Genomic DNA, 18,424 nt, shown 5'->3' with positions numbered 1-18,424 from the left:
ACGGCGATGTCAGTGGTCCAGTTCGCGAGTGGAGGGGGCCGGGAGGGCAGTGATGCAGGCTATTCACCACCCTGGCAGGTCCGGGAGTTCGCGCAGCTCAGCATCGAACGACTGACATCTAGCGACGAAACCTACTGACCTCGAGTGACGAAATCGCAGGTCGCGCTGTCCTTTGCCGTTCGATCTGAGGCAGAACAGGGCCCCTGACCATCGGTGCCTCAACAATGTGGCAAAGCGGCGCCGTGGCGCGTCTGCCACATTGTTGAGGCAAGTGGGCGTCGAGCATTGCGGGGAGTTGTCGGCGAGAACGTGCAGGTAGCGATTGCCTGCCTCAACTTTGTGGCAGAAACCTTGCACTTGCCTCGGGTGCTGTGGCAGTGCCTCAGATCCGATGGCACAGGACACGCGCTACTGACACTCCGATGACGAATCGCACTACAAGGCGGCCCGTACCGGCGTGCACACCGCTACTGCTCCGTGTCACTCATGATTTGTGAGCACTGGGCTGCGCTAATTTCAGTTATCGCAGCGTCGGGCCCGAAACCGCACGTCACCGCGTTTTTGCTCTGCAACGTGTCGGTACGCCGGTACACCGTGCGCCGGTGACGATCGAACCGGTGAACGAGGCCCTGCACGGCCTGTAACAGCATGCGCGGGGCCCGTGCTGCCCGGCGAGGTTGCCGACCCGGATCGCCGGCACCATCGGGCGCCGCGACGTGATCGTCTTCGTCTTCACGGACGACGAGTGGATTCACCCGCCGGCTGTGGTGAACTCCGATCGGATGCGGACCCCGCGCGGTCGGGCGGAGCGGTGTTGTTCTTCCTGCGCACCCGCACCGTGCCTCTCACTGACGCCGAGAAGGCGCTCGGCGACCTCGGGCACCCCGGCTCGCGGCTGCGGACGTCCGTTCCCCCAGCCTCAGGACCGCGCTCCTCGCACTATGGGGCCTCTGAGCGGACACGCCCACGAAATGAGTTGCGTACCACCACCGAGCCGCTCGGCCCCTCGAACTACTCGGGGTCTGCACGGAACCCAACGTTCGCGTCCGCGAGACTCGTACTCGACAATGCCTGGCGGGTAGCTGATCCTTTGGCCCTCATCGCCGAACGCAGTCTTCCGTCGGTGCTGTCGACCGGTTCCACCACTGCCCACTCGCCACGAGACGTGACTGCCGTGGACGATAGACACGGACCACACGACGGGGGCGGCACATTGCGCACGCGAATCATAGCGACGCTAGCTAGCCTCGCCGCGCTAGCTATACTCTCCGTGCAATCTTGGGCGCGGTCGCGGAGTTCTCGGCGCACAGTTGCTGACGATGCCATTTCCGCGCCCATCCGCTCGGGGGAACACGAATGGACAACCTGCTCACGCTCGGGCACTTCCGTCAGTGAAATGGCGTCGTGCTCTCTCCCGCCAACAGGGCCGATATGGGTTCGGGTTCGTCAACCGGTCAGCAACTCAACGCGTGTCGACACGCGCACTGATACGCCCGGCGCACGGCCTGATCCCCTGCGCGGCCGCGATGGCATCTGCCGACACCGTACTCGGCTGATGGCGCGATCAACCGCAGCCACCCCCGTCGTCAAGCCTGGCGACGGCAGCAAGGACGAAGGGGTGACCGGCGACCGCGAAGGCCGTACGGGCTGTCTGCACTCCGCATGCCGTCCGGGCTCTTGAACTGGTGACCGGAGTGTGCCGCGCCGACAGTGCTGACGGACGAGGACGCATCGGCGAGCACCGTCGAGGTGAAGCGCGACAGGGTCCGGCCGTCGCGGGGAGTCCGGGGCAACGGGGCCGGCGCCGACACCCGGCGCAGCCGCAGCAACGGTTTCGCACTGGATCTCGCCACCGGATCTACGTGCCCACTTCGGGTCGAGTGTTGGGATGTGCCCCCGCCACCGTTCTCGTGTGAGCTGAATGAGTCATCCGCATGGCATGCAACGCGGCGTCCGCCCGGCTGCACTGCGCAGGTGCTCGACGACGGTGCAATGGTGTTGCGTCTGCTACCCGGTTCACACGACCGATTGTGCGTTGCATCCGGACGCGCGCCGCGTTGCGTTGCACATCTCGTGGCCGTCGGTGTTGCGTTTGCCGCACCCAGCGGTGCATTGCCACTCTTCTGGTTGGTCTGCAACGTCTGCCGGCGTTGCGGTCGGAGTCGCTCGATGGGTGTTGCGAAGATTCGGGGGATTTTTGGGGGTGAGATTCCGGTCTTCCCACTCAAGCCGCGGAGGATACGAACTGGCCGTCGCCGCCTGCGGGGGGTGCGAAGTTCAGGGTGCCCCCGACCAATGTGTACTGCGGATCGAGCGTTGCCGCATTGCGTCCGTCCGCTATCTCCTCGAGCTCCGGCAACGGGGGCGTCCTGAACCCGGCGTCGACCGCGCGTTGCGCGACCTTGTCGGACCGGCGCATTGCGGTGCTTGCTGCTTTGGCCCGCGTGAGCGTGGCGATCTCCGCGTAGCTGTGCTGTTCGAGGATTCGCAGTCGAGCCGTTTCTTCCACTACGGGCTCGAAGTCGGCGCGCGTGTCGATGAAGTCGAGGTGGTTCTCGATGGTCTGGGCCTCGTCCTGCAACACGAAGGGTTCTTGCGAGTCCTCTGGCGCATCGCTGACCTTTAGCGCATCGGGCGTTGCGTCCGTCCAGCGCGTTGCGTGCAACGTGCTCCTCGGTGTGGGCTGCATCGTTGGTGAGGTCATTCGGGTTCGGTTCGGTGGTTGCGCGGCATCCGCAACGTCAGCGCGATCCTCGGGTTCGACCGCTGCGGCCTCATGGCTGCCGTGGAGTGCTGAGGACGGGTCTGGCGTTGCAGCGTCGGCGAATTGCGCAACGGATTTAGTGATGCGCGGCGCAACGTTGTGGTTCTGTGCAACGGCGTGGGACCGATGCAACACCGGGGCCGCTACAACACTGAGGTGCTGCACAACGCCCGGAGCAACAAGGCCCCCATGCAGGGTGGGGAAACAACGCGTGCAACAACGTCCTCCGTCACTGCAACCAGGCGGATTCGGGCGCCTCCTCGCGCAACGGTCATTGCAACGATGTGCGGGCTGTTGAAGCTCTGCGCTCTGCTCGGTTGTCAGTTGTGGGGATTCGTGGGGTTGTCCGGTAATGCTGCGCCACCAACGCGGCTGTGCAATGAGCTTGTTGGGCTGTGCAACGAGCTCGTTGGATCGAGGATCACATTTGAGAGGCCGGTTACGGCCGGCTGTGTTGTTGCGGAGACTTGGATCAGGCGATGACGGCAGTTGTGCGAGGTGCATGTGGAGGGAAACGGAGGTGTTCGACGATCCAGTCCCGGGTGACGTGCCTCGCAACGGTCACCGCGATCACTGTCTTTTGACTCGGAAGTGGCCGGGATGTTGCGTCATCCTCGCGCGGGCCAAACCTCCCCGCGGATGACCAGGGGCTTCCACCGGAGTTGCCACCCGTTCTTCACCTGACAACTGCGTTGCTGGTCGGAGCGAGGGGTCGCCAATGTTGACGTCGCTCGCTCCGAGGGTGCAACGGCCACTCTTTATGCGGGGAGCAGCTCACGGGCAGGCTGGTAGTCGGCCTCGGTGTCGAACGGCTGCGGAAGGGGCGGCACGGAGAAGCCCTCGTCTTCTGCGGCGGCGACGAACGACTTCCAGCGCCTGCACACCGTGGATCGGTCCACGTTGATCTGTTGCGCAACCTGAACCTGCTTGAGGTGAGGTTCGCGAACGAGCATTGCTGCAACGTCCTTCACCGGATCGGGCAGGGTGCATTCCTCGAGGAACTGGGTGAGCCCTTCGTGGGTTTGTGGCCACCCGTTGCGGGTCCGCGGCACAACTGGCTCGACCTGTTTCGTGGGCGGCTCAACGATGTTGACGGTTTCGGATCGTGTCGCGCCGAGTTCAGAGGTTGCTTCACTGTGTTGCGGAGCACGCGGGCCTTCGGGTGCAACCGCAGAGGTTTCCGGTGCGACGGGTGCTGCGCGCTCGATCTCCGGGACACTATTCGCAGCAGGCGCCTGCAATGCGTGTGCGCGCTCTTCCCGGATGGCGCGCAACATGAGGGTGAACATGTGCAACAGTGCCAGCCACAGCAGCGGGAAGATCATCGCGATACCGGCGGCGATCGGAGCTGGTTGGGGGATGAAGCCCAGGTCCTCCCCCGCTGCAACGCGGGCCGCGTTGCGGACTGCCAGTTGGTAGGCGTGGTATCCGTTGCCGGCCACGCTCAGGAACACAGTGACGTAGGCGAGCGTCTGGCAATATCTGCGGGCCGACCGGTGCTGCCCTGTAATACCCAGCTCAACGAGTCCGATCGTTGCGGCGGCCTGCGCAACGTCGATCGCAACAGGTGCCATCCATGCGCGGCTGGGCCGTATGCCGATCTCGATCGCGAGTTGTCGTAGTGCATCGAACGACAACGTGAACATCAGCGCTGCGATCACCAGCGTCATCGCTGCAACACCCAGCAAGGCGAGCTTGCTCGCCCGCAACGGTGTTGCATCCTCAGTTGTATCGTTGGCCATAGCTGGGAACTCCTGATTCCTGGTGAGGGGTCCGCCACTCGGAGGTGCAACTCCTGGCGGGCCCCGCTGCGTGTTGCGGTCGACCGTTCCCGCGTAGGCGGCTGCGCTGTCTGGGTCGAAGGTCCCGTCGGTGCGCGCCGACGGGACCTTCTTCAGCGTTCGCGGATTCTCGCGTGGATGCGCGGCGTATTTGAAGCAGGTGGGCGTAGTCAAGCTATCAACGCAAATAGCACCGCTAGCTTGATTAGCTCGCGGTGCTAGCAGCCATTCTTGGTGAGATACTCAACCAGCGCCGCGTCGGTGACCGACGAGATGGTGATGCTTCGATCGCCGGTCTCGTAGCGCAGCTTGTCCACACCGCGCGTCAGTCGGGCCTTAGTCGAGGGCCGTAGCCGTACGTTGTGTTGTTCGCTGAGCTTCTCGACAGTCGGTGCCGCCTCGGGTAAAGGAGACCTGACCGGTGCGACGGGTGCGTCGGCGACGGGTCTGATGGTTGATTCGGTCGGGAGTTGTGTTGGCTGCTCGTCGGCGGCCGGTGCGGGGGTTTTGACGACCCGAGGGCGCTCCGGCAGATCTGCGGCTGGGTGTGCCGGCCTGCGGATAGCGGGTTCACGTTGGACGCTCATACGGTCGCTCCTGCGGTCTTGATGGGTAGTTCTTTGAGAAGGTCGGTGTAGGCGAGCTGCAGTGACAGCGACTTCCCGCCCGTGAATTTGTGGATTGGGGTGCGGGCGCTGTGCGCGTCCTGCCGCGTGGCGTATTCCGGGATGGTGGTGCGCGCGACGAGGTCGCCGTAGACCTCGCGCAGCTCGCTCTCCCGGAATCGGTGCTCGCCTGTCCCCCGCTGTCGGCTGAGGACGATCTTGTCGATCTTCAGGTTCGGGTTGGGGCGCCTTTGGACGTTCTCGACGGTTTCGAAGAGTTTGGTGACGCCTTGAACGCTGTCGATGGTGGGTTCTGTGACTGCGATGACCCCATCGACTGCACAGAAGACGGCGAAGAGGAGTTTGCCGAGTGATGGTGGGCAGTCGAAGAGGACGGCGTCATAGGCGGAGAGGTCGAGGCCCTCGAAGGCGATGTCGAGGCGGAAGATGAGGTCGTTCGCCCCATCGGATTCGATGTTGGCGAGTGCCTGGTCGGCCGGGATGAGGTCGACACCGTCCCATGGGGTGGCAACGACAGCGTCGATCGCCGTGCCCGACGCGGTTCGACTCATCAGGTCGTAGGTTGTCAGCATGTCGTCGGTGATGGTGACGCCTACGCCGTTGGTGGCGTTGCCCTGCGGGTCGACGTCGACAATGAGGACGTGCCCGCCGGCGTTGCTTATTGCACTCGCGAGTCCGAGGGTTGTGGCGGTCTTGCCCACTCCCCCTTTCTGATTGCAGATCGCGCATTTGCGTGTCATGACGTGGTTTCCGTTCCGTCGAGGCCAGGAGACTTTCAGATGCGCGACCGCGCTCATCGTGTGGCGGTCGATGCCTTCGCCATCGAGATCCATCAGGTCACCAATGAAAAGTTCGCCCGGTTCGTCCGCGACACCGGATACATCACGGTCGCGGAGCGCCCCCTCGACCCCGCCGATTTCCCGGGGGCTCCCATGGAGAACCTGCAGCCCGGATCGATGGTCTTCACACCCACTCGGGGCCCGGTCGATCTTCGTCACCTCAGCCAATGGTGGACGTGGACCATTGGCGCGTCCTGGCAACTCCCCACCGGACCGGGTTCGACGATCACAGGCCGCGAACAGCATCCCGTCGTCCACGTCGCCCACGAGGACGCGGCAGCGTACGCACAGTGGGCAGGACGGTCCTCCCCACCGAGGCCCAATGGGAGGCCGCGGCGCGCGGCGGGCTGGATCAAGCGGAATTCACGTGGGGTGACACCCCCGAAACCGAGACGCCGCTTCTAGCAGGTATGACGACACATCCCCGGTGATCGGGGCAAGGACGTCCCGCAGGTAGGGATCCTCGATCCAGCCGCTGGTGCCGTTGTAGATCTGCACAGGCCGCTGTCCGGGCGTGCTCGAGGAACCGGTCGCGGCGCGCCGGCGCGCGCGGCGAGTGGCGTCGGCGAGAGCAGTTCCGGCACCACGGCACGCGGGTCCTTATGGGTGATCCCAGCCTGCAGTGCGGTCAGGCCAAACCAATACGGGTTGATGGGTGTCGTCGGCGTACCGGTCGCATTCATCAACGTCACCATGCACGCCCGGTGTCGAGATGTCGTTGGTGCAGAGAGACTCGTTGGCTATCGACAAGTGCGTCGCGGCCAATGCAACCCCGAGTAAGACTTCTAGGTCGGTGCCCAACGTGAAAGCCGTCGCCGCCGTCTTCCTGGTGGGGGCAGCTGTAAACCGATAGGCCGCGCCGCTTTTCGTGGTGTGTGCGGGCTGCGCGTGCATCCTTCCGGCTGAAGTAGGTGCGTTTGTTGCAGTGCGGGCAGGTCACCCAGCGCGCGGTGGGGCGGTGTGCACGAGGCGCCAATTTTTGATGCTCCTATTCGACTTCGGACGCTGTCGGGATGGTCAGACGGCGCGATTGATTTGCAGGTTCAGCCAGTCCGAGACCCACTGGATGGCATTGCGGCCGGCGTTGTCGACGACCAGGGTTTGGTAGCTCTGGTGGGCACCGGAGGCGAAGAAGCTGGCTGCGTTCAGGCCCTCGCCGACGACCGCGGCGAGATCCTCGGCGCCCTGCGACTGCGCCATCGTCGACACCGATCCGGCGAGTCCTTGCAGGTCAAGGGTATGAGCTTGCGTGGTGATGTCGTTTCCCACCGGGTTGGCTTGCTTCCCGAGTAGCGCGGGGTCGGTCTTGCTGGCTTTGCCGGTGAGCATGTTCGCGGCCACCGAGGCGAGCTCGAGACCGAGGGGAATCAACGCCGCAGTCTGCGCCGCGGCACCAAGCGGGTCGGGTAGCACTCCGGGCGGGGGGAAGAGTTTCTCCGCGGCGGCCCAGGCGATTTCCTGGGCTTGGCCAGCGATGTTGGCCAGCTTGATCACGTCGACGTTGCCGAGAATGCTGGTGACCAGCGCTGCGATCTGGGTGTACCCGGTCGGGTCTGGGATGATCGAGAGTATTTGGGAGACCCACTTCAAATCGGCAGCAGCGGCCATCTTCACCAACGGCGCGAAGTGCACGTTCAGCTCTCGGGCGGCGTCCCGGGCGCCGCGGACATCGCCGGCGGCGATTTTCTGTGGGAGCACGATCAGGTTGTGCAGTATTTTCGGGATGTCGAGGGTGGTGATGCCGGTGACCACGTTGAGGGCCTGCTCGACGACGACTGTCGGTTTGAGGACCGATAACACGCTCGATGCGGTTGCCAGGGCATCTGCGGGTGTGGTTGCCACGGGGGCGATCTGGGTACCGAGTGCCGCGGCGGTGGTGGAGAGCTGCGAGATCTGCGGGTCGGTGGCGGGCAGTGTGGTGGTGCCACTATTCGAGAGCTTGGCCGCGGTGTTCGCGATTGTGGCCACCGAGTCCAGCGCACCGGTCAGGTCCGCGTGGCCGGCTGTGGTGAGGACCTGCGCGGCCGCGTTTTCCGGCGTGCCGGCCGGGGCTGCGGCAAGGCCCGTGGTGGCGGCACTGTTGGCGGCCCCGGACTGGAGCAGTTCGGCCAGGGGACTGAGGGTCTTCGACAGCGAGGTCGCGGTGTCGGCGACCTCCGCGACATCGACGGAGCCGCCGGAATCTATGCCGCGTAGTTGCTTTCCGAGCGCGTCCAGATTCGAGCCGAGACCGGGCAGGTCGGCGTCGGTGAAGTCGGAGGTCAGCGCGTTGGCGACTGCCGCGTTACCTTCTCCGGCATCGGTGGCGCCTGTGGTCTTCGACAGGATCGATCCGAGCGATCCGAGGAACGGGTTGGCGCCCTTTTGGATCGAGCAGTACAGGTCTTTCGGGTCACAGATCGAGGCCACCCGCCCGGACAGCTTGCCCATGCCCTGTTCCCGGGGACCGGCGATCCCCTGCCCGGAGGTCTTCGGTCCAACGGTCGCGGCGCCCTTCGTACCGGCACCGGGATCGGCGAGCAGGGCCACACCGAGGACCCGGTCCGCGTCGACGGGTCCTCGATCGTTTCCGATGGCCGACGCGAGATCTCCTGCGGCATCGGAACCTTGGGAGTAGCCGGTGATGGTGATCTTCGCGTCCGGGCATTTGTCGGTGTAGTTCTTCAGCACGGCGGTGGCCTTGCTGACCGCGTCGGCTTTGCTGTCGGCGTAGGTGTGGCCGTTGTCGAACGCGCGCGCCATGTACGGCAGCGTGTATATCTGCGCTCGGGCACCGTTCTTCGCCTTGATCGCCTCGGCGATGGGTGCCAGCATGCCCACCGGCCGGTTTGGGTCGGCGTGCTCGTTGGTTTCCCATGTGCCGGGGATGAACAGGTTGAACGTGGACGAGCAACTGGCCGGGTCGGCATGCGCGATCGCGGGCCCTGAGATGAGCGCGGTCCCGCATAAGACTGCGGTGGTGGTGATCACCGCGACCCCGCCTCTGGCGAACCGTGCCATCTTCCGGACTCCTATCGCGCTGCAACCGAGGGTTTTCCGGCTGTCAGTGTCAGGTAGTGGTCCTTCTACCAGCGACGACCCCCGCACGCGGTCGGGCGTGTCGGCAGTGGCGTGATCAGGACTGCAATCGTATGGCCCCGGCGTGCACGGTAGGACGGTGCTCGAGCCAGGAGTGCGGAAACTATGCGCGTCTTCTTGTCATCACCGGAGTCGGCACACAAAGTGTCGCGAGCGACCGTGGACATCAGGGCTAAACGGGGCGCAACCAGAGAAGCCTGCGGTTCAACCCCCGCTGAACTACACAATGTGTTCGGGTGTGTTCACCTCAGTACGCGCGCAGCGAAGGCCAGCGATTCCGGCATGGCGGCGGTCAAGCTGGCGGCATGATCCACACCGGAAAGCTGCTGGTACTCGGTATCGACGCCGTTCGAACGCATTTCACTCAGTTGCGCCCAGGTCAGTGGGATCGGCACCTTGGTGTCGGTAAGACTGTGCACGACTCGGATCGGACGGTCGAACCCGCTGGTCGGTGCCTGCTGCATGTGTTGGAGCACTGCGCGCAGGTCGGGGCTGTCCAGTGGGGCGGTGAAAAGCTCCGCGATGGTGACCGGGTTTGTGTGCAGATACTCGTCAAACTCGCTGTTGCAGCTCACCTTCGCCTTCTCTATGAGCTCGACGCCGGTTGGGGTCAGACTGCGGCGGATGTCGAGTTGCGGTCGCTGGTCGTCGAGGCCGGCGAGGGTGTAGAGAACGTAGTGGGCGATCCCCGCGTTCGGCACCGGTGGAAAGTTGGGTCCAGCTAGTGGAAGGAGCTGGTCGAGGTGGGTGGGGGCGCCGACCGCGATTGCACCACGGAAGTCGAGTTCGGGGCTTCGAGCGGTGGCCTGGTGGGCGGCGAAGTAGCTGGCGTGGCCGCCCTGGGACAGGCCTGAAACGATCCAGCGGTCGCTGAGTCGGTCGCCGTAGATGTGGTGGGCCGCGCGGACGATATCGACGGCGTTGGCGCCCGCTGCGGGGCCGTCGGTGTACGCATTGACTCCGTCGGTGCCGATCCCGGCGTAGTCGGTGGCCGCGACCGCGTAGCCGGCAGCCAGCCATTGCTCGATGGACGCGCGTTCGACCTCGGTCGACCCGGTGACCGAGGGGGCGCAGGCATCGTCGATGCCAACGTTGCCGTGGGCGTAGGACACGACCGGCCACCCCCCGGCCGGCGGTGGGCCCTGCGGCAAGAAGACCGATCCGGTGGACTCGCCCGGGTCGGTGGCGGTGCGCAATGTGGAGTAGCGAATTCGGGTGCTGGTGTCGGCAGCGCCGGCAGGAAGCACCACGGTGGTGAGGGGTTGCTCGGAGAGCACAGTCCCCGCCGCGAGTAGGTCGACAGGTTCGGCTTGGGCTGATGCCGCGGAGGAGAGCGTCCCGCTCATCCATAGCGCGGCGACTAATCCGGCTCTCTGCCAGGCGTTTGCATTCCTCCTAGAGCTCCTGACCATTGCCATCGACGGTCCCCTCCCCTTGTCTCTTGCGGTGTCGGTCTTTGGCGGACCCGGACCATTGCCGTCCCCTGTGGTCGAGGGGATCTCGACCACCTGATGGACGAACGATTCCGATCGTGTTCCGGGGCAATGGACCCATTGACTGCGCGCAGGATGCTACCTGTCCGACCCGGCGCTCTCGTCAACCGATCCGGGTCATGCCGGGTGCTCTCGCCCACTGCACCGGACACAGGGTGCCTCCACCGTTCGCGTCCGCGAATAGCGGGTAGCCCCGACTGTTGGAGCAGCTGGTGGCGTGTCTGCATCAACTGCATGTGGCCGGGACTCTCGGAGCTGGCCGCTGTTGCGCTGCACGAAGGCGCCTGTGGTGATGCCGACTGCAATAGCGATCGCAACGATAAGGGCCGCCATGAGGCGCGGAGCTGGACTTGCGCGGCTCGGATACTGAGGTCGTTCATGCTCGGGGTCTCCTTTCACGGGGTCCCGGCTAGACGATGGAGCATGTTGCCGCCGGTGGTATTTCCTGTGGTGTTGCCGATGTGCGTTGGGGCACTTCATAAGGGTGTTGCGCGGTGTTGCAGCAGCGGCCGGGGCACCACTTCCCGCGCCGCAACGCTTGCGATCCCATGGCCTGGCTAGCAAGCCGCTCTCTCCGCAACGGCTCTGTTCCGCGGTCAGGTGCGGTGAAACGATGACGTACTGGCGCACTATTGCGCCGTCGCTCTGCCCGCTCGAACCATCGTGCGGGCAACGCTAGTGTTGCGGCGCTGGTGTTGCGGTCATCCCGATAGTTCGAGCACTCTGCACGCAATAAGTCTTCGTTTCCGGGTCGGCGGCGCAGTCCGCACCGCACCTCCCAGCTGGACACTCAGGTGAAGACATCGACATACCAGCGCCCGTCGATCTCTTGGGTGGTGACGGTCTGGGTGCCGCGGGAGAGAGGTTGGTCCGGCCGCATCAGGGAGAGATCGACCAGGTAGACCCCGTGTGAGAGTTCGATGGTGCGGATACAGTAGCTGGTACCGAGCGGGACCGTGTCGATGACGCGCTGCAACTCGGGGCCTGGTAGCACCGACGTGTTCGGTGTTGCGAGGGCTCGGGCGGCTTCGCCGCTGCGTTGGCTGTAGTAGGCGAAATTGAATGCTGCGATCGCGCCGGCGCCGCTCTTCTGGTCACCGCGGTCGGCCCGGCAGTCCCCGTCCGACGCGGAAGCCTGGTCGGCCTGTTCGGGTTCGGGCAGGTTGAGAATGGGCAGCCCGTTCTCGTCCACTGCAACGGTGGGGCTAAGGGTGTGCGCGTTTTCGTTGTCTTCGTTGCGCAGGTGGCTGAGTGCCACCGCACCGGCAACGGCGACGGCGGCCGCCGCAATGCCGGCCACCGCTTTCTTTCCCGGGCGGCGGGCGCTCGTGGACTGAAGACGCGGCCGTGTGGGCGGCGGTGTGGCCGGGCGGTCGAGCGCCTTGGTGCGGACACCCGGCGGGTGGTGGGCGGTGGGTGTGTTGCCGAGGAGGTCGAGTACGGCAGGATGCCGTGCAGGGTTGCGGCCGATGGTCGGCTTCGTCATGGTTGTGCACCCACCTTCCGGGTCAGTTGGCGGTCGCAATGCCGCCACTAATGGCTCCCGATAGCAGGTTTGCGGCCAGGCCGGGTGTGGCGTCGTTGAAGAACGAGTTCATGGTGGTGTCGACCTGCTCGATGATCTGTTGTCCGCCGGGCTGTGCAGCGACGAAGTCGCGGGCCTGGTGGTCGATCGCGGGCGCGGACTCGACGGTGTCCTGCACGGCGGAGGCGGCTGCCTGTCCGATCGGTCCGGAGTTCTCCCAGTCGGTGAGGACCGTCTCGGTCTGTGCGGTCACGGCTTCGGAGTCGATGTCCGGGACGTCGATCTCCTTCGGTTCGCCCTTGTCGCCGGCAGCGATCGGGGTCACCGCGGCCACTCCGATTCCGCCGCCGACCAGGGCGCCGGCTGCGGCGGCGGGGATGCCCGCTGCCGCGGCACCGATTCCCGCCCCGGCGGCGGTGCCGACGATCCCGGCGGGCACCCACCCGAGTCCGGGAAGGAAGACGGTGCCCGCGGTCATTCCGGCGAGGCCGCCGATCGTGCCACCGACCAGAGCGCCTGCGGTGGCCGCCGCACTGCCTGCGGTGACTGCGCCGAGCGCTGCTCCGGCTGCTCCGGCACCGACCTGCGCGGCGGCGATCCGGTCGGCCCGCGAGGTTTCCACACCGATCGACCGCCAACCCGTCGAGACCCCTGCCTGCACAACGGCCATCGTGTTGTTCGTGCGGTCCCGGTCCATGTCGGACACCCAGTTCGGCTGCTTGATGTGCAGCTCACCCAGACGAAGGGTGTCCCGGGGCGCGATGAACGGCTTCGTCGGCTCCACCGGCGTCGGAAGATGCAACTGCTCCAACTGCACCGGTGCGACGTAGTAGTCCGTTGGCTCGACGTACGCATTGGTCTCGTAGTCATAGTTCGGGAGCGGCTGGTATTCGATGTTCTGGTACTCGGCGGGCGGCTCGACCCAGTACACCGGTTCCGTCGGAGTCTCGGGCACGTAGGTGGGCTCGGGTGCTGGTGTGGGGGCAGTGGCGCTGGGGGTGTCGCCGCCGGTGACGCCTTCCTGGTTGCGATCTCCAGTGACGCCGCCTTGGATCGGGGCGGCGATTGCGGACGGGGACAGGGCGATTCCGGAAGCCAGGGCTGCGGTGAGGACTGCTAGCGCGGTGGCGGACTGGGTGGCGCTGTGATGGCGGTGTCGACCTCGGGCGTGGTGGGCGGTGCGGTTGCCGCCGGTGACGTTGCTCATTGTGTGCCTTTCGTGAAGTGGCCAGGTGCGAATCGAGGGTGAGTGGGTGATGGCTGAAATCAGGGGCCGGTGATCGTCTTGACGACCTCTTCGGCCAGTCGGGTCAGCGCGGCCCGGGTGTGGGGTTGGAGCCGGGACAGCGCCAGGCGTTCCCCGGAAGCGAACAGCGGCTCGAATGGCATGCGCGCCACAAGTGGCACTCCCAGTTCGCGGAGGGCCTCGACAGTGTCGTGTTCGACCATCGGGGCGTCTCCGGGGCCGGTAGTGATGACGACGATCGTGCGTTGCAGGACACCGTTGCCCGTCGACGCCAGCTCCGTGATCATTTCTTCCGCGGCATCTGCGGCGTCCCAGCGCAACGGAACCGGCATCACGACGGCGTCGGCTGCCGTGACTGCCCACTGCCAGCTCCCGGCGAGGGGGTTGTTGCCGGTATCGGCGACGAGGATGTCGCGGTGCTGGGCCACGATCGCGGCCAGATGCGCCGCGTCATTGCGGCCCAGAACCGACGTGGCACCGCCGCGGCGTCCCGCGATGATGTCTTCACCCGACGGTTGACGGGTCAGGTGCTGCGAAAGTTCCGAGGGCCGGATGGGGGCGCGCGGGTCGGGATGGGCGGCCAGCAATGCGGGGATGTCGTTGTCGTGCGGCGGACGGACGGCGACCCGCTTTGCGAGACTGCCTCCGACCTCGCCGAGATCTGCGCACACCACGGTGCCGGCGCCGCGGAGGTTGGCCAAGGTCTGAGTGAGAGCCACGGCGATCGGCGTCTTGCCGACCCCTCCTTTCGGGTTGGCGACGGTCATCACGGAGAAATCCGGCAGTGTCCGGGTGATCACCGACTCGGCGGCCCGCAGCCGCATCTCCGGTGACTGCGGTTGGGGCGCGAGGCGTAACCCGAGCAGGGCGTTGAGCCGGCCTCGCACTCCCAGACGCGCGGGTTCGCCCGCTCCGGGGGCGATTTCGGGGGCCGTGAGCCCCGACATCGGGTGCGGCGGCCGGACGGGTATGCGAGCGTGTCCGTCCTCCTCCTCGGCGCCCACAGCTGCCGATTCGGGTGTCGGATCGCTCGCTGGCGACCGCACGGGATCGGAAGGCTCAATGCCCTCCGCCTGGATCCGTACCACGGGAGTGCCGCCGCCCGGGCGGCCCTGAGGCCGTTCCCGGTTGGGTGTCACGGGTCCCTGGCCCGGGGTCTGTTCTGGGGCCGGGCGGATGGTCTGGTCGGGGTCGACCTCGAGCCGCATCGGCGCGGTGTCGATGCCGCCGCTGACCGCGACGGTGATCGTTTGGCCGCTGCTTCGTGCTTCGGCGTGGGCCTGGGCGAACACGGCGGTCATCAGGTCTTGCTCGGTGTCGCCTCGCAGGTCGAGCGTCGCGGCCTGCGACGGCACATGCGCCGTGGCGTGGCGTCCTCCGTCGTCGATGGCGACGGTCATCTGCGGGGCCGACATCACAGACTCCCGGTGCCGGAGGTGGTGCCGTCGAGCTGGGCGAGCATCTCGGTGATCAGCTCATCGAGGCTGGTGAGCTGCTCGAGTGCCTCGGTCTTGACCTCGCCGTTGGGAAGTGCGCCCACCAGGTCCCGTCGATGACCGATCGCGGTGAGGAGCTCGTCGAGTCGGCTGCGGGAGACGGTCTTGCTTTCCGAGTCCAGGGCCGAGAGCCACCCGGGTGTGGAGGCTCGCAACGCTTCGCGGAACGCTCGAACGACGGGGTCGGAGTTGCCTTTGTTGATGAACGGGCGGTGCATGGCCTCGATGTCCTCGGGCTCGAGGATGACTGCTCGTTCGATCTGCCGGACTGCCATCGTGGGACCTTTCTTGTTGCGCTGGTAACGGTGGTGGGTGATGCGAAAGTCAGGTGGCGGTGGGGAGTTCCGGTGCGACGAGCACGACCGTGTCGAGGCCGCTGTACTCGACGAACAGCACCTCAGGGCGGCGGCCGGCGCTCTCGACGGCAATGCCGACGATGACCTTGCCTTCGTCGGTGACGGTGCCGTCGTTGGTGCGGTCGACTTCCCGGGCGATTTCGACCGAGGCGACCAGTCCGGACAGGTCCGGGTCGTCGTCGAGTCCGACGACGATGTGCATGCCCTCTTCGATGGAGCGGGCCGGGATCGCATCCGCGATGGTGTCGGCCGCACTCGGTGCGCTGATGCTGCTCGAGATCGCGATGGGGTCGCGCACGTCGTTGGCCATTGCGGCGATCAGAGCTTGTTCTTCGGCGACGAACTCGGGCAACTCGGCGGAGAAGCAGAACACCGGGGTGTCCACCTCTGGGCGGAGACTGTCGACGGCACAGCGTTCTTCGTTGGACATATCGGCGCGCACTGCGGGGTGAGCGTCCACGCTGGGGGTGAACCACACTTGGGCGAGTGCCGGGTCACCGGAGGGATCGGTGACGGTGGCGCGGCCGGCGATGGCGGCATCGATGTCGCGTCCGACGGTGGTGTCTCCCCACATCATGTAGGCGCCGTCGCTGCTGAGGCGGGCCAGCGAGGCGCGGGTCTTGAAGTTATCGCGCACACCACCGGAATCGCGTCCGAACAGGTGCGCATCGGGACGCTGAACACCCACGGCGAGGCGGATACCTGTCGAGCGGGCCAGCGCGACCAGTTCACCGATCCGCCCCAGTGGATTGCAGAACTTCAGAACGTCCTTCTCCACGTCGGTTCCGCTCTTGGCCATCTGAGTCCACGAGGCGGACAGGATGAAGAACTCGTCGAGCACGGCCACCAGCAGTGGCATATTCGCGGGCGCAATGCGTTGGATCTGCATGTACTTGGTGCGTGCGTGCATCTCGCACCACAGTGCGTAGATCAGTTTCGCCGCGCGCAGCGGTTCGAACACGATTGCCGGTACACCGGGGTAGCCGAGGAACTGATGCAGCTCGATGCGTTTGGGGTCGACACCGATGACCGGGATACCGCGGAGAACCAGTTCGGTGATGACCGTGGTCAGCAGGACTGTTTTGCCGCCGCCGGTCGGTCCGACGACCAGCATGTGTGGTGCCGACGAGCGGTGTGAGACGTTCCAGAACGCGTCGACTACGTCGGAACCGATCTCGCACGAGGCGTACGGGACGTGCAGGCGCTGCCCCGGCTTGTTCGGAACCCGACTCGGCCAGTCGATCTGTTGACGTCCGATGCCGTGCTCGTCGAGCCTCGGCCCAGGTAGCTCGATGGCCGGTGTCGGCAGCGAGTGCAGGATCATCTTCTCGAGTGGTTTGCGGAGCGAGAGGGTGATGATGGGCTGCTCCAGGTTCCAATCGACTCGCCACAGCTGCCCTGACTCGTGCGTACCGAGGGCGGCGAGCAGAGCCTCGGAAAGCTTGTCGCGGTTGGCTTCCATGCCAGTGGCCAGCGTGTGCTTGTAGTGGATGCGGTACGAGGCTTCGGTTCCGTCGTTGGCATAGGCGCCGACTGAGACCGTCACGTCCCGCAGGGCCTTGCCGTCGGAGAACAGTTCGGCGAGCATGCGGTGCCGTGGGCTGCGGGTGTCCGGGAGCACCGGTCGGCGGGTGATCGTGATGGTGCTCTTGTCGGCCCGGAAGTCGGTGACGTACTTCCAGTCGGTGACTGTGGGTCCGAGGAATCGGTTCATCGATCCGCCTTCGACGTCGAGGGGGAATTACTGTCGGGTGCAAGTTCTCCCGCCGGGACACGGTCGATCTGTGCCACCGCCATGCGGGGCAGGAATCGCAGGGGTCGAATGGGTGCGAGGGCCGGCAGCGCAGCGCGCACGCGGTGCCACAGCGGTGACCCGACGATCAACGCATTGACCGCCGCATTGAGACGCTCCTGCCGGGTCGCATCGACGACCGATCCCTGTGGCAGACGGATCACCGCCCACGCGGTGCTATGCCACCCGGTACGCACGCTGAGCCTGATCCGTGCGGGGTTGTGACCGGTGGTCTGCCGTACCACCGCGGACAGGATTCGCCGCTGCCGGTGCCGCAGGAACCGAATCAGGTCCCCGGCACCGACGAGAGCGACCGCGACGACGAGTTGGGGCCGAAAGTCGATGAGCCACTGCGACCAGAGCGGCGCGCGCGGCCACAGCTCGGCTACCTGAGCGGAGACCAGCAGGGTCGGCATCCACCACACGACGACAGCGAGGACCAGGACGACGGCCACCCACGGGGTGAAACGCGCACCCTCCTCCCCCGACTGTTCGGAACGCCTTCGTCCGCCGGAGCCAGACGAGGTACCGGACGAGCCGAACACATCCCGGAAAAACTCGCCCACAGGGTCATTCGACGGCATCGCAGAAACCCTTCTCGGTCGGACATCGGCGTCGTGCTGATGCGCACAAGTGAATCCGCTTGCAAAAGGTTTCACCAAGGACCCCCGCACGCACTCGGGCGTGTCGCCCCGCTCGCATCTCCCGCGGATGTGTCCTCGACCGCGGTGACACCAACCCGGACGAGGAGTTCAAAAGACCTCTGCCAAGTGGTGTTTGGCCCACTCTCGCCAATACCGGGCTGTGGCGCTATTTGCAACTTCGCCTCCCCCCGTAGGGGGGAGGCGTCTCCCGAAGGGAGTGGGGCGCAGGCATCCCGATGCCGTAATCGGTCGACGCTTACCCCACATGGGGTGAATCACGTTCCTCACCAGAGTTGTCCCCGAGAGGGTGCCCGGATGGTGGAGCCCGAGTCCTCGCAGCGACCGTTCCCACCCTCAGCGGACCCGCAGCGACACGCCCGAGTGCGTGCGGGGGTCTTCGTGCACCGAAGCCACCCTGTGCCATTGTTCGTTCCGTCACCATTCGGTGTTGTCGTGAATCTTCTGGGAGAGAACATGCTTCACGAGACTTTCGAGGCTGCGTCACAGCTGACGTACCTGGCGCAGGACGGGATCGACACCACCGGGGTGGGCGGATTCCTCCGCGAGCAGGTGGTCCCGCCTATCCTCGGCGTGGGAGCGATTGTGCTTCTCGCGAAGGCCATTCGCTCGTCCTGGTCTGCCGTCATCACGATCGTCGGCCTTTCTCTGATCGCGTTGGGGTGGTTCGGGTTGTCGGCGAACCCCGACGCGGCGATGAACGTGGGCACCGGGATCATCCGCCTGATAGTCCCCGGTGCGTGACCGGTAGCGGAATAACCGCACG

At 65.7% G+C, this 18,424-nt stretch carries 14 protein-coding genes and 1 pseudogene; 2 read left to right on the top strand and 13 right to left on the bottom strand.

Going from position 1 to position 18,424, the window contains the following annotated elements; genetic code table 11:
• Positions 1–2,224: 2,224 nt before the first annotated feature.
• From HYG77_RS41060 to HYG77_RS34565, 4 genes are all read right to left on the bottom strand, one after another.
• On the bottom strand, positions 2,225–2,584 hold the full coding sequence (locus HYG77_RS41060) for a hypothetical protein (RefSeq protein ID WP_348273602.1): 360 nt from the start codon (positions 2,582–2,584) through the stop codon (positions 2,225–2,227).
• A 938-nt stretch (positions 2,585–3,522) separates the two neighbouring features.
• Positions 3,523–4,506 (bottom strand): DUF2637 domain-containing protein, encoded by a 984-nt coding sequence (locus HYG77_RS34575; protein ID WP_244461499.1) that lies wholly within the window; start codon positions 4,504–4,506, stop codon positions 3,523–3,525.
• A gap of 257 nt (positions 4,507–4,763) precedes the next feature.
• The gene (locus HYG77_RS34570; protein WP_208964078.1) at positions 4,764–5,132 is read right to left on the bottom strand and encodes a hypothetical protein; all 369 of its coding nucleotides are present in this window, start codon (positions 5,130–5,132) and stop codon (positions 4,764–4,766) included.
• Positions 5,129–5,911 carry an AAA family ATPase gene (locus HYG77_RS34565; RefSeq protein ID WP_208964077.1) on the bottom strand — a complete coding sequence of 261 codons (783 nt, stop codon included), beginning with the start codon at positions 5,909–5,911 and terminating at the stop codon, positions 5,129–5,131. The genes HYG77_RS34570 and HYG77_RS34565 overlap by 4 nt, the downstream gene beginning before the upstream one ends.
• A gap of 39 nt (positions 5,912–5,950) precedes the next feature.
• On the opposite strand from HYG77_RS34565, the gene HYG77_RS34560 reads away from it, so the two are divergent.
• A complete protein-coding gene (locus HYG77_RS34560) occupies positions 5,951–6,415 on the top strand; it encodes an SUMF1/EgtB/PvdO family nonheme iron enzyme (RefSeq protein ID WP_348273601.1) in 465 nt (154 codons plus the stop codon).
• Here HYG77_RS34560 and HYG77_RS40185 read toward each other — a convergent pair.
• The 9 genes and pseudogenes from HYG77_RS40185 to HYG77_RS34520 all read right to left on the bottom strand — a co-directional run.
• Positions 6,410–6,660 (bottom strand): annotated as a pseudogene (locus HYG77_RS40185) (glycohydrolase); the annotation flags it as partial. The gene HYG77_RS34560 and the pseudogene HYG77_RS40185 overlap by 6 nt on opposite strands.
• 367 nt (positions 6,661–7,027) lie before the next feature.
• Positions 7,028–9,010, bottom strand: coding sequence for a cutinase family protein (locus tag HYG77_RS34555; RefSeq protein ID WP_208964076.1), 1,983 nt, complete (start codon positions 9,008–9,010; stop codon positions 7,028–7,030).
• Between the two features lie 320 nt (positions 9,011–9,330).
• A complete protein-coding gene (locus tag HYG77_RS34550; RefSeq protein ID WP_244461498.1) occupies positions 9,331–10,434 on the bottom strand; it encodes a lipase family protein in 1,104 nt (367 codons plus the stop codon).
• A 937-nt stretch (positions 10,435–11,371) separates the two neighbouring features.
• Positions 11,372–12,067, bottom strand: coding sequence for a hypothetical protein (locus HYG77_RS34545; RefSeq protein ID WP_208964075.1), 696 nt, complete (start codon positions 12,065–12,067; stop codon positions 11,372–11,374).
• A 22-nt stretch (positions 12,068–12,089) separates the two neighbouring features.
• On the bottom strand, positions 12,090–13,313 hold the full coding sequence (locus tag HYG77_RS34540; protein ID WP_208964074.1) for an insoluble domain protein: 1,224 nt from the start codon (positions 13,311–13,313) through the stop codon (positions 12,090–12,092).
• Between the two features lie 59 nt (positions 13,314–13,372).
• Complete coding sequence (locus HYG77_RS34535) at positions 13,373–14,767, bottom strand: ParA family protein (RefSeq protein WP_208964073.1); 1,395 nt, start codon at positions 14,765–14,767, stop codon at positions 13,373–13,375.
• The gene (locus tag HYG77_RS34530; protein ID WP_109335881.1) at positions 14,767–15,123 is read right to left on the bottom strand and encodes a hypothetical protein; all 357 of its coding nucleotides are present in this window, start codon (positions 15,121–15,123) and stop codon (positions 14,767–14,769) included. The genes HYG77_RS34535 and HYG77_RS34530 overlap by 1 nt, the downstream gene beginning before the upstream one ends.
• A gap of 49 nt (positions 15,124–15,172) precedes the next feature.
• Positions 15,173–16,918 carry an FtsK/SpoIIIE domain-containing protein gene (locus HYG77_RS34525; protein WP_208964072.1) on the bottom strand — a complete coding sequence of 582 codons (1,746 nt, stop codon included), beginning with the start codon at positions 16,916–16,918 and terminating at the stop codon, positions 15,173–15,175.
• Entirely contained in the window at positions 16,915–17,580 is a 666-nt protein-coding gene (locus tag HYG77_RS34520; protein ID WP_208964071.1) for a hypothetical protein, read from the bottom strand. The genes HYG77_RS34525 and HYG77_RS34520 overlap by 4 nt, the downstream gene beginning before the upstream one ends.
• A gap of 534 nt (positions 17,581–18,114) precedes the next feature.
• Here HYG77_RS34520 and HYG77_RS34515 point away from each other — a divergent pair.
• Positions 18,115–18,402, top strand: a complete 288-nt coding sequence (locus tag HYG77_RS34515; protein ID WP_159928818.1) for a hypothetical protein — start codon at positions 18,115–18,117, stop codon at positions 18,400–18,402.
• Positions 18,403–18,424 lie beyond the last annotated feature (22 nt).

The organism is Rhodococcus sp. ZPP (assembly GCF_017656075.1).
Classification (GTDB): Bacteria; Actinomycetota; Actinomycetes; order Mycobacteriales; family Mycobacteriaceae; genus Rhodococcus_F; species Rhodococcus_F oxybenzonivorans.
The sequence above is the reverse complement of the archived record's forward strand: the minus strand, read 5'-3'. Positions and strand labels throughout refer to the sequence as shown.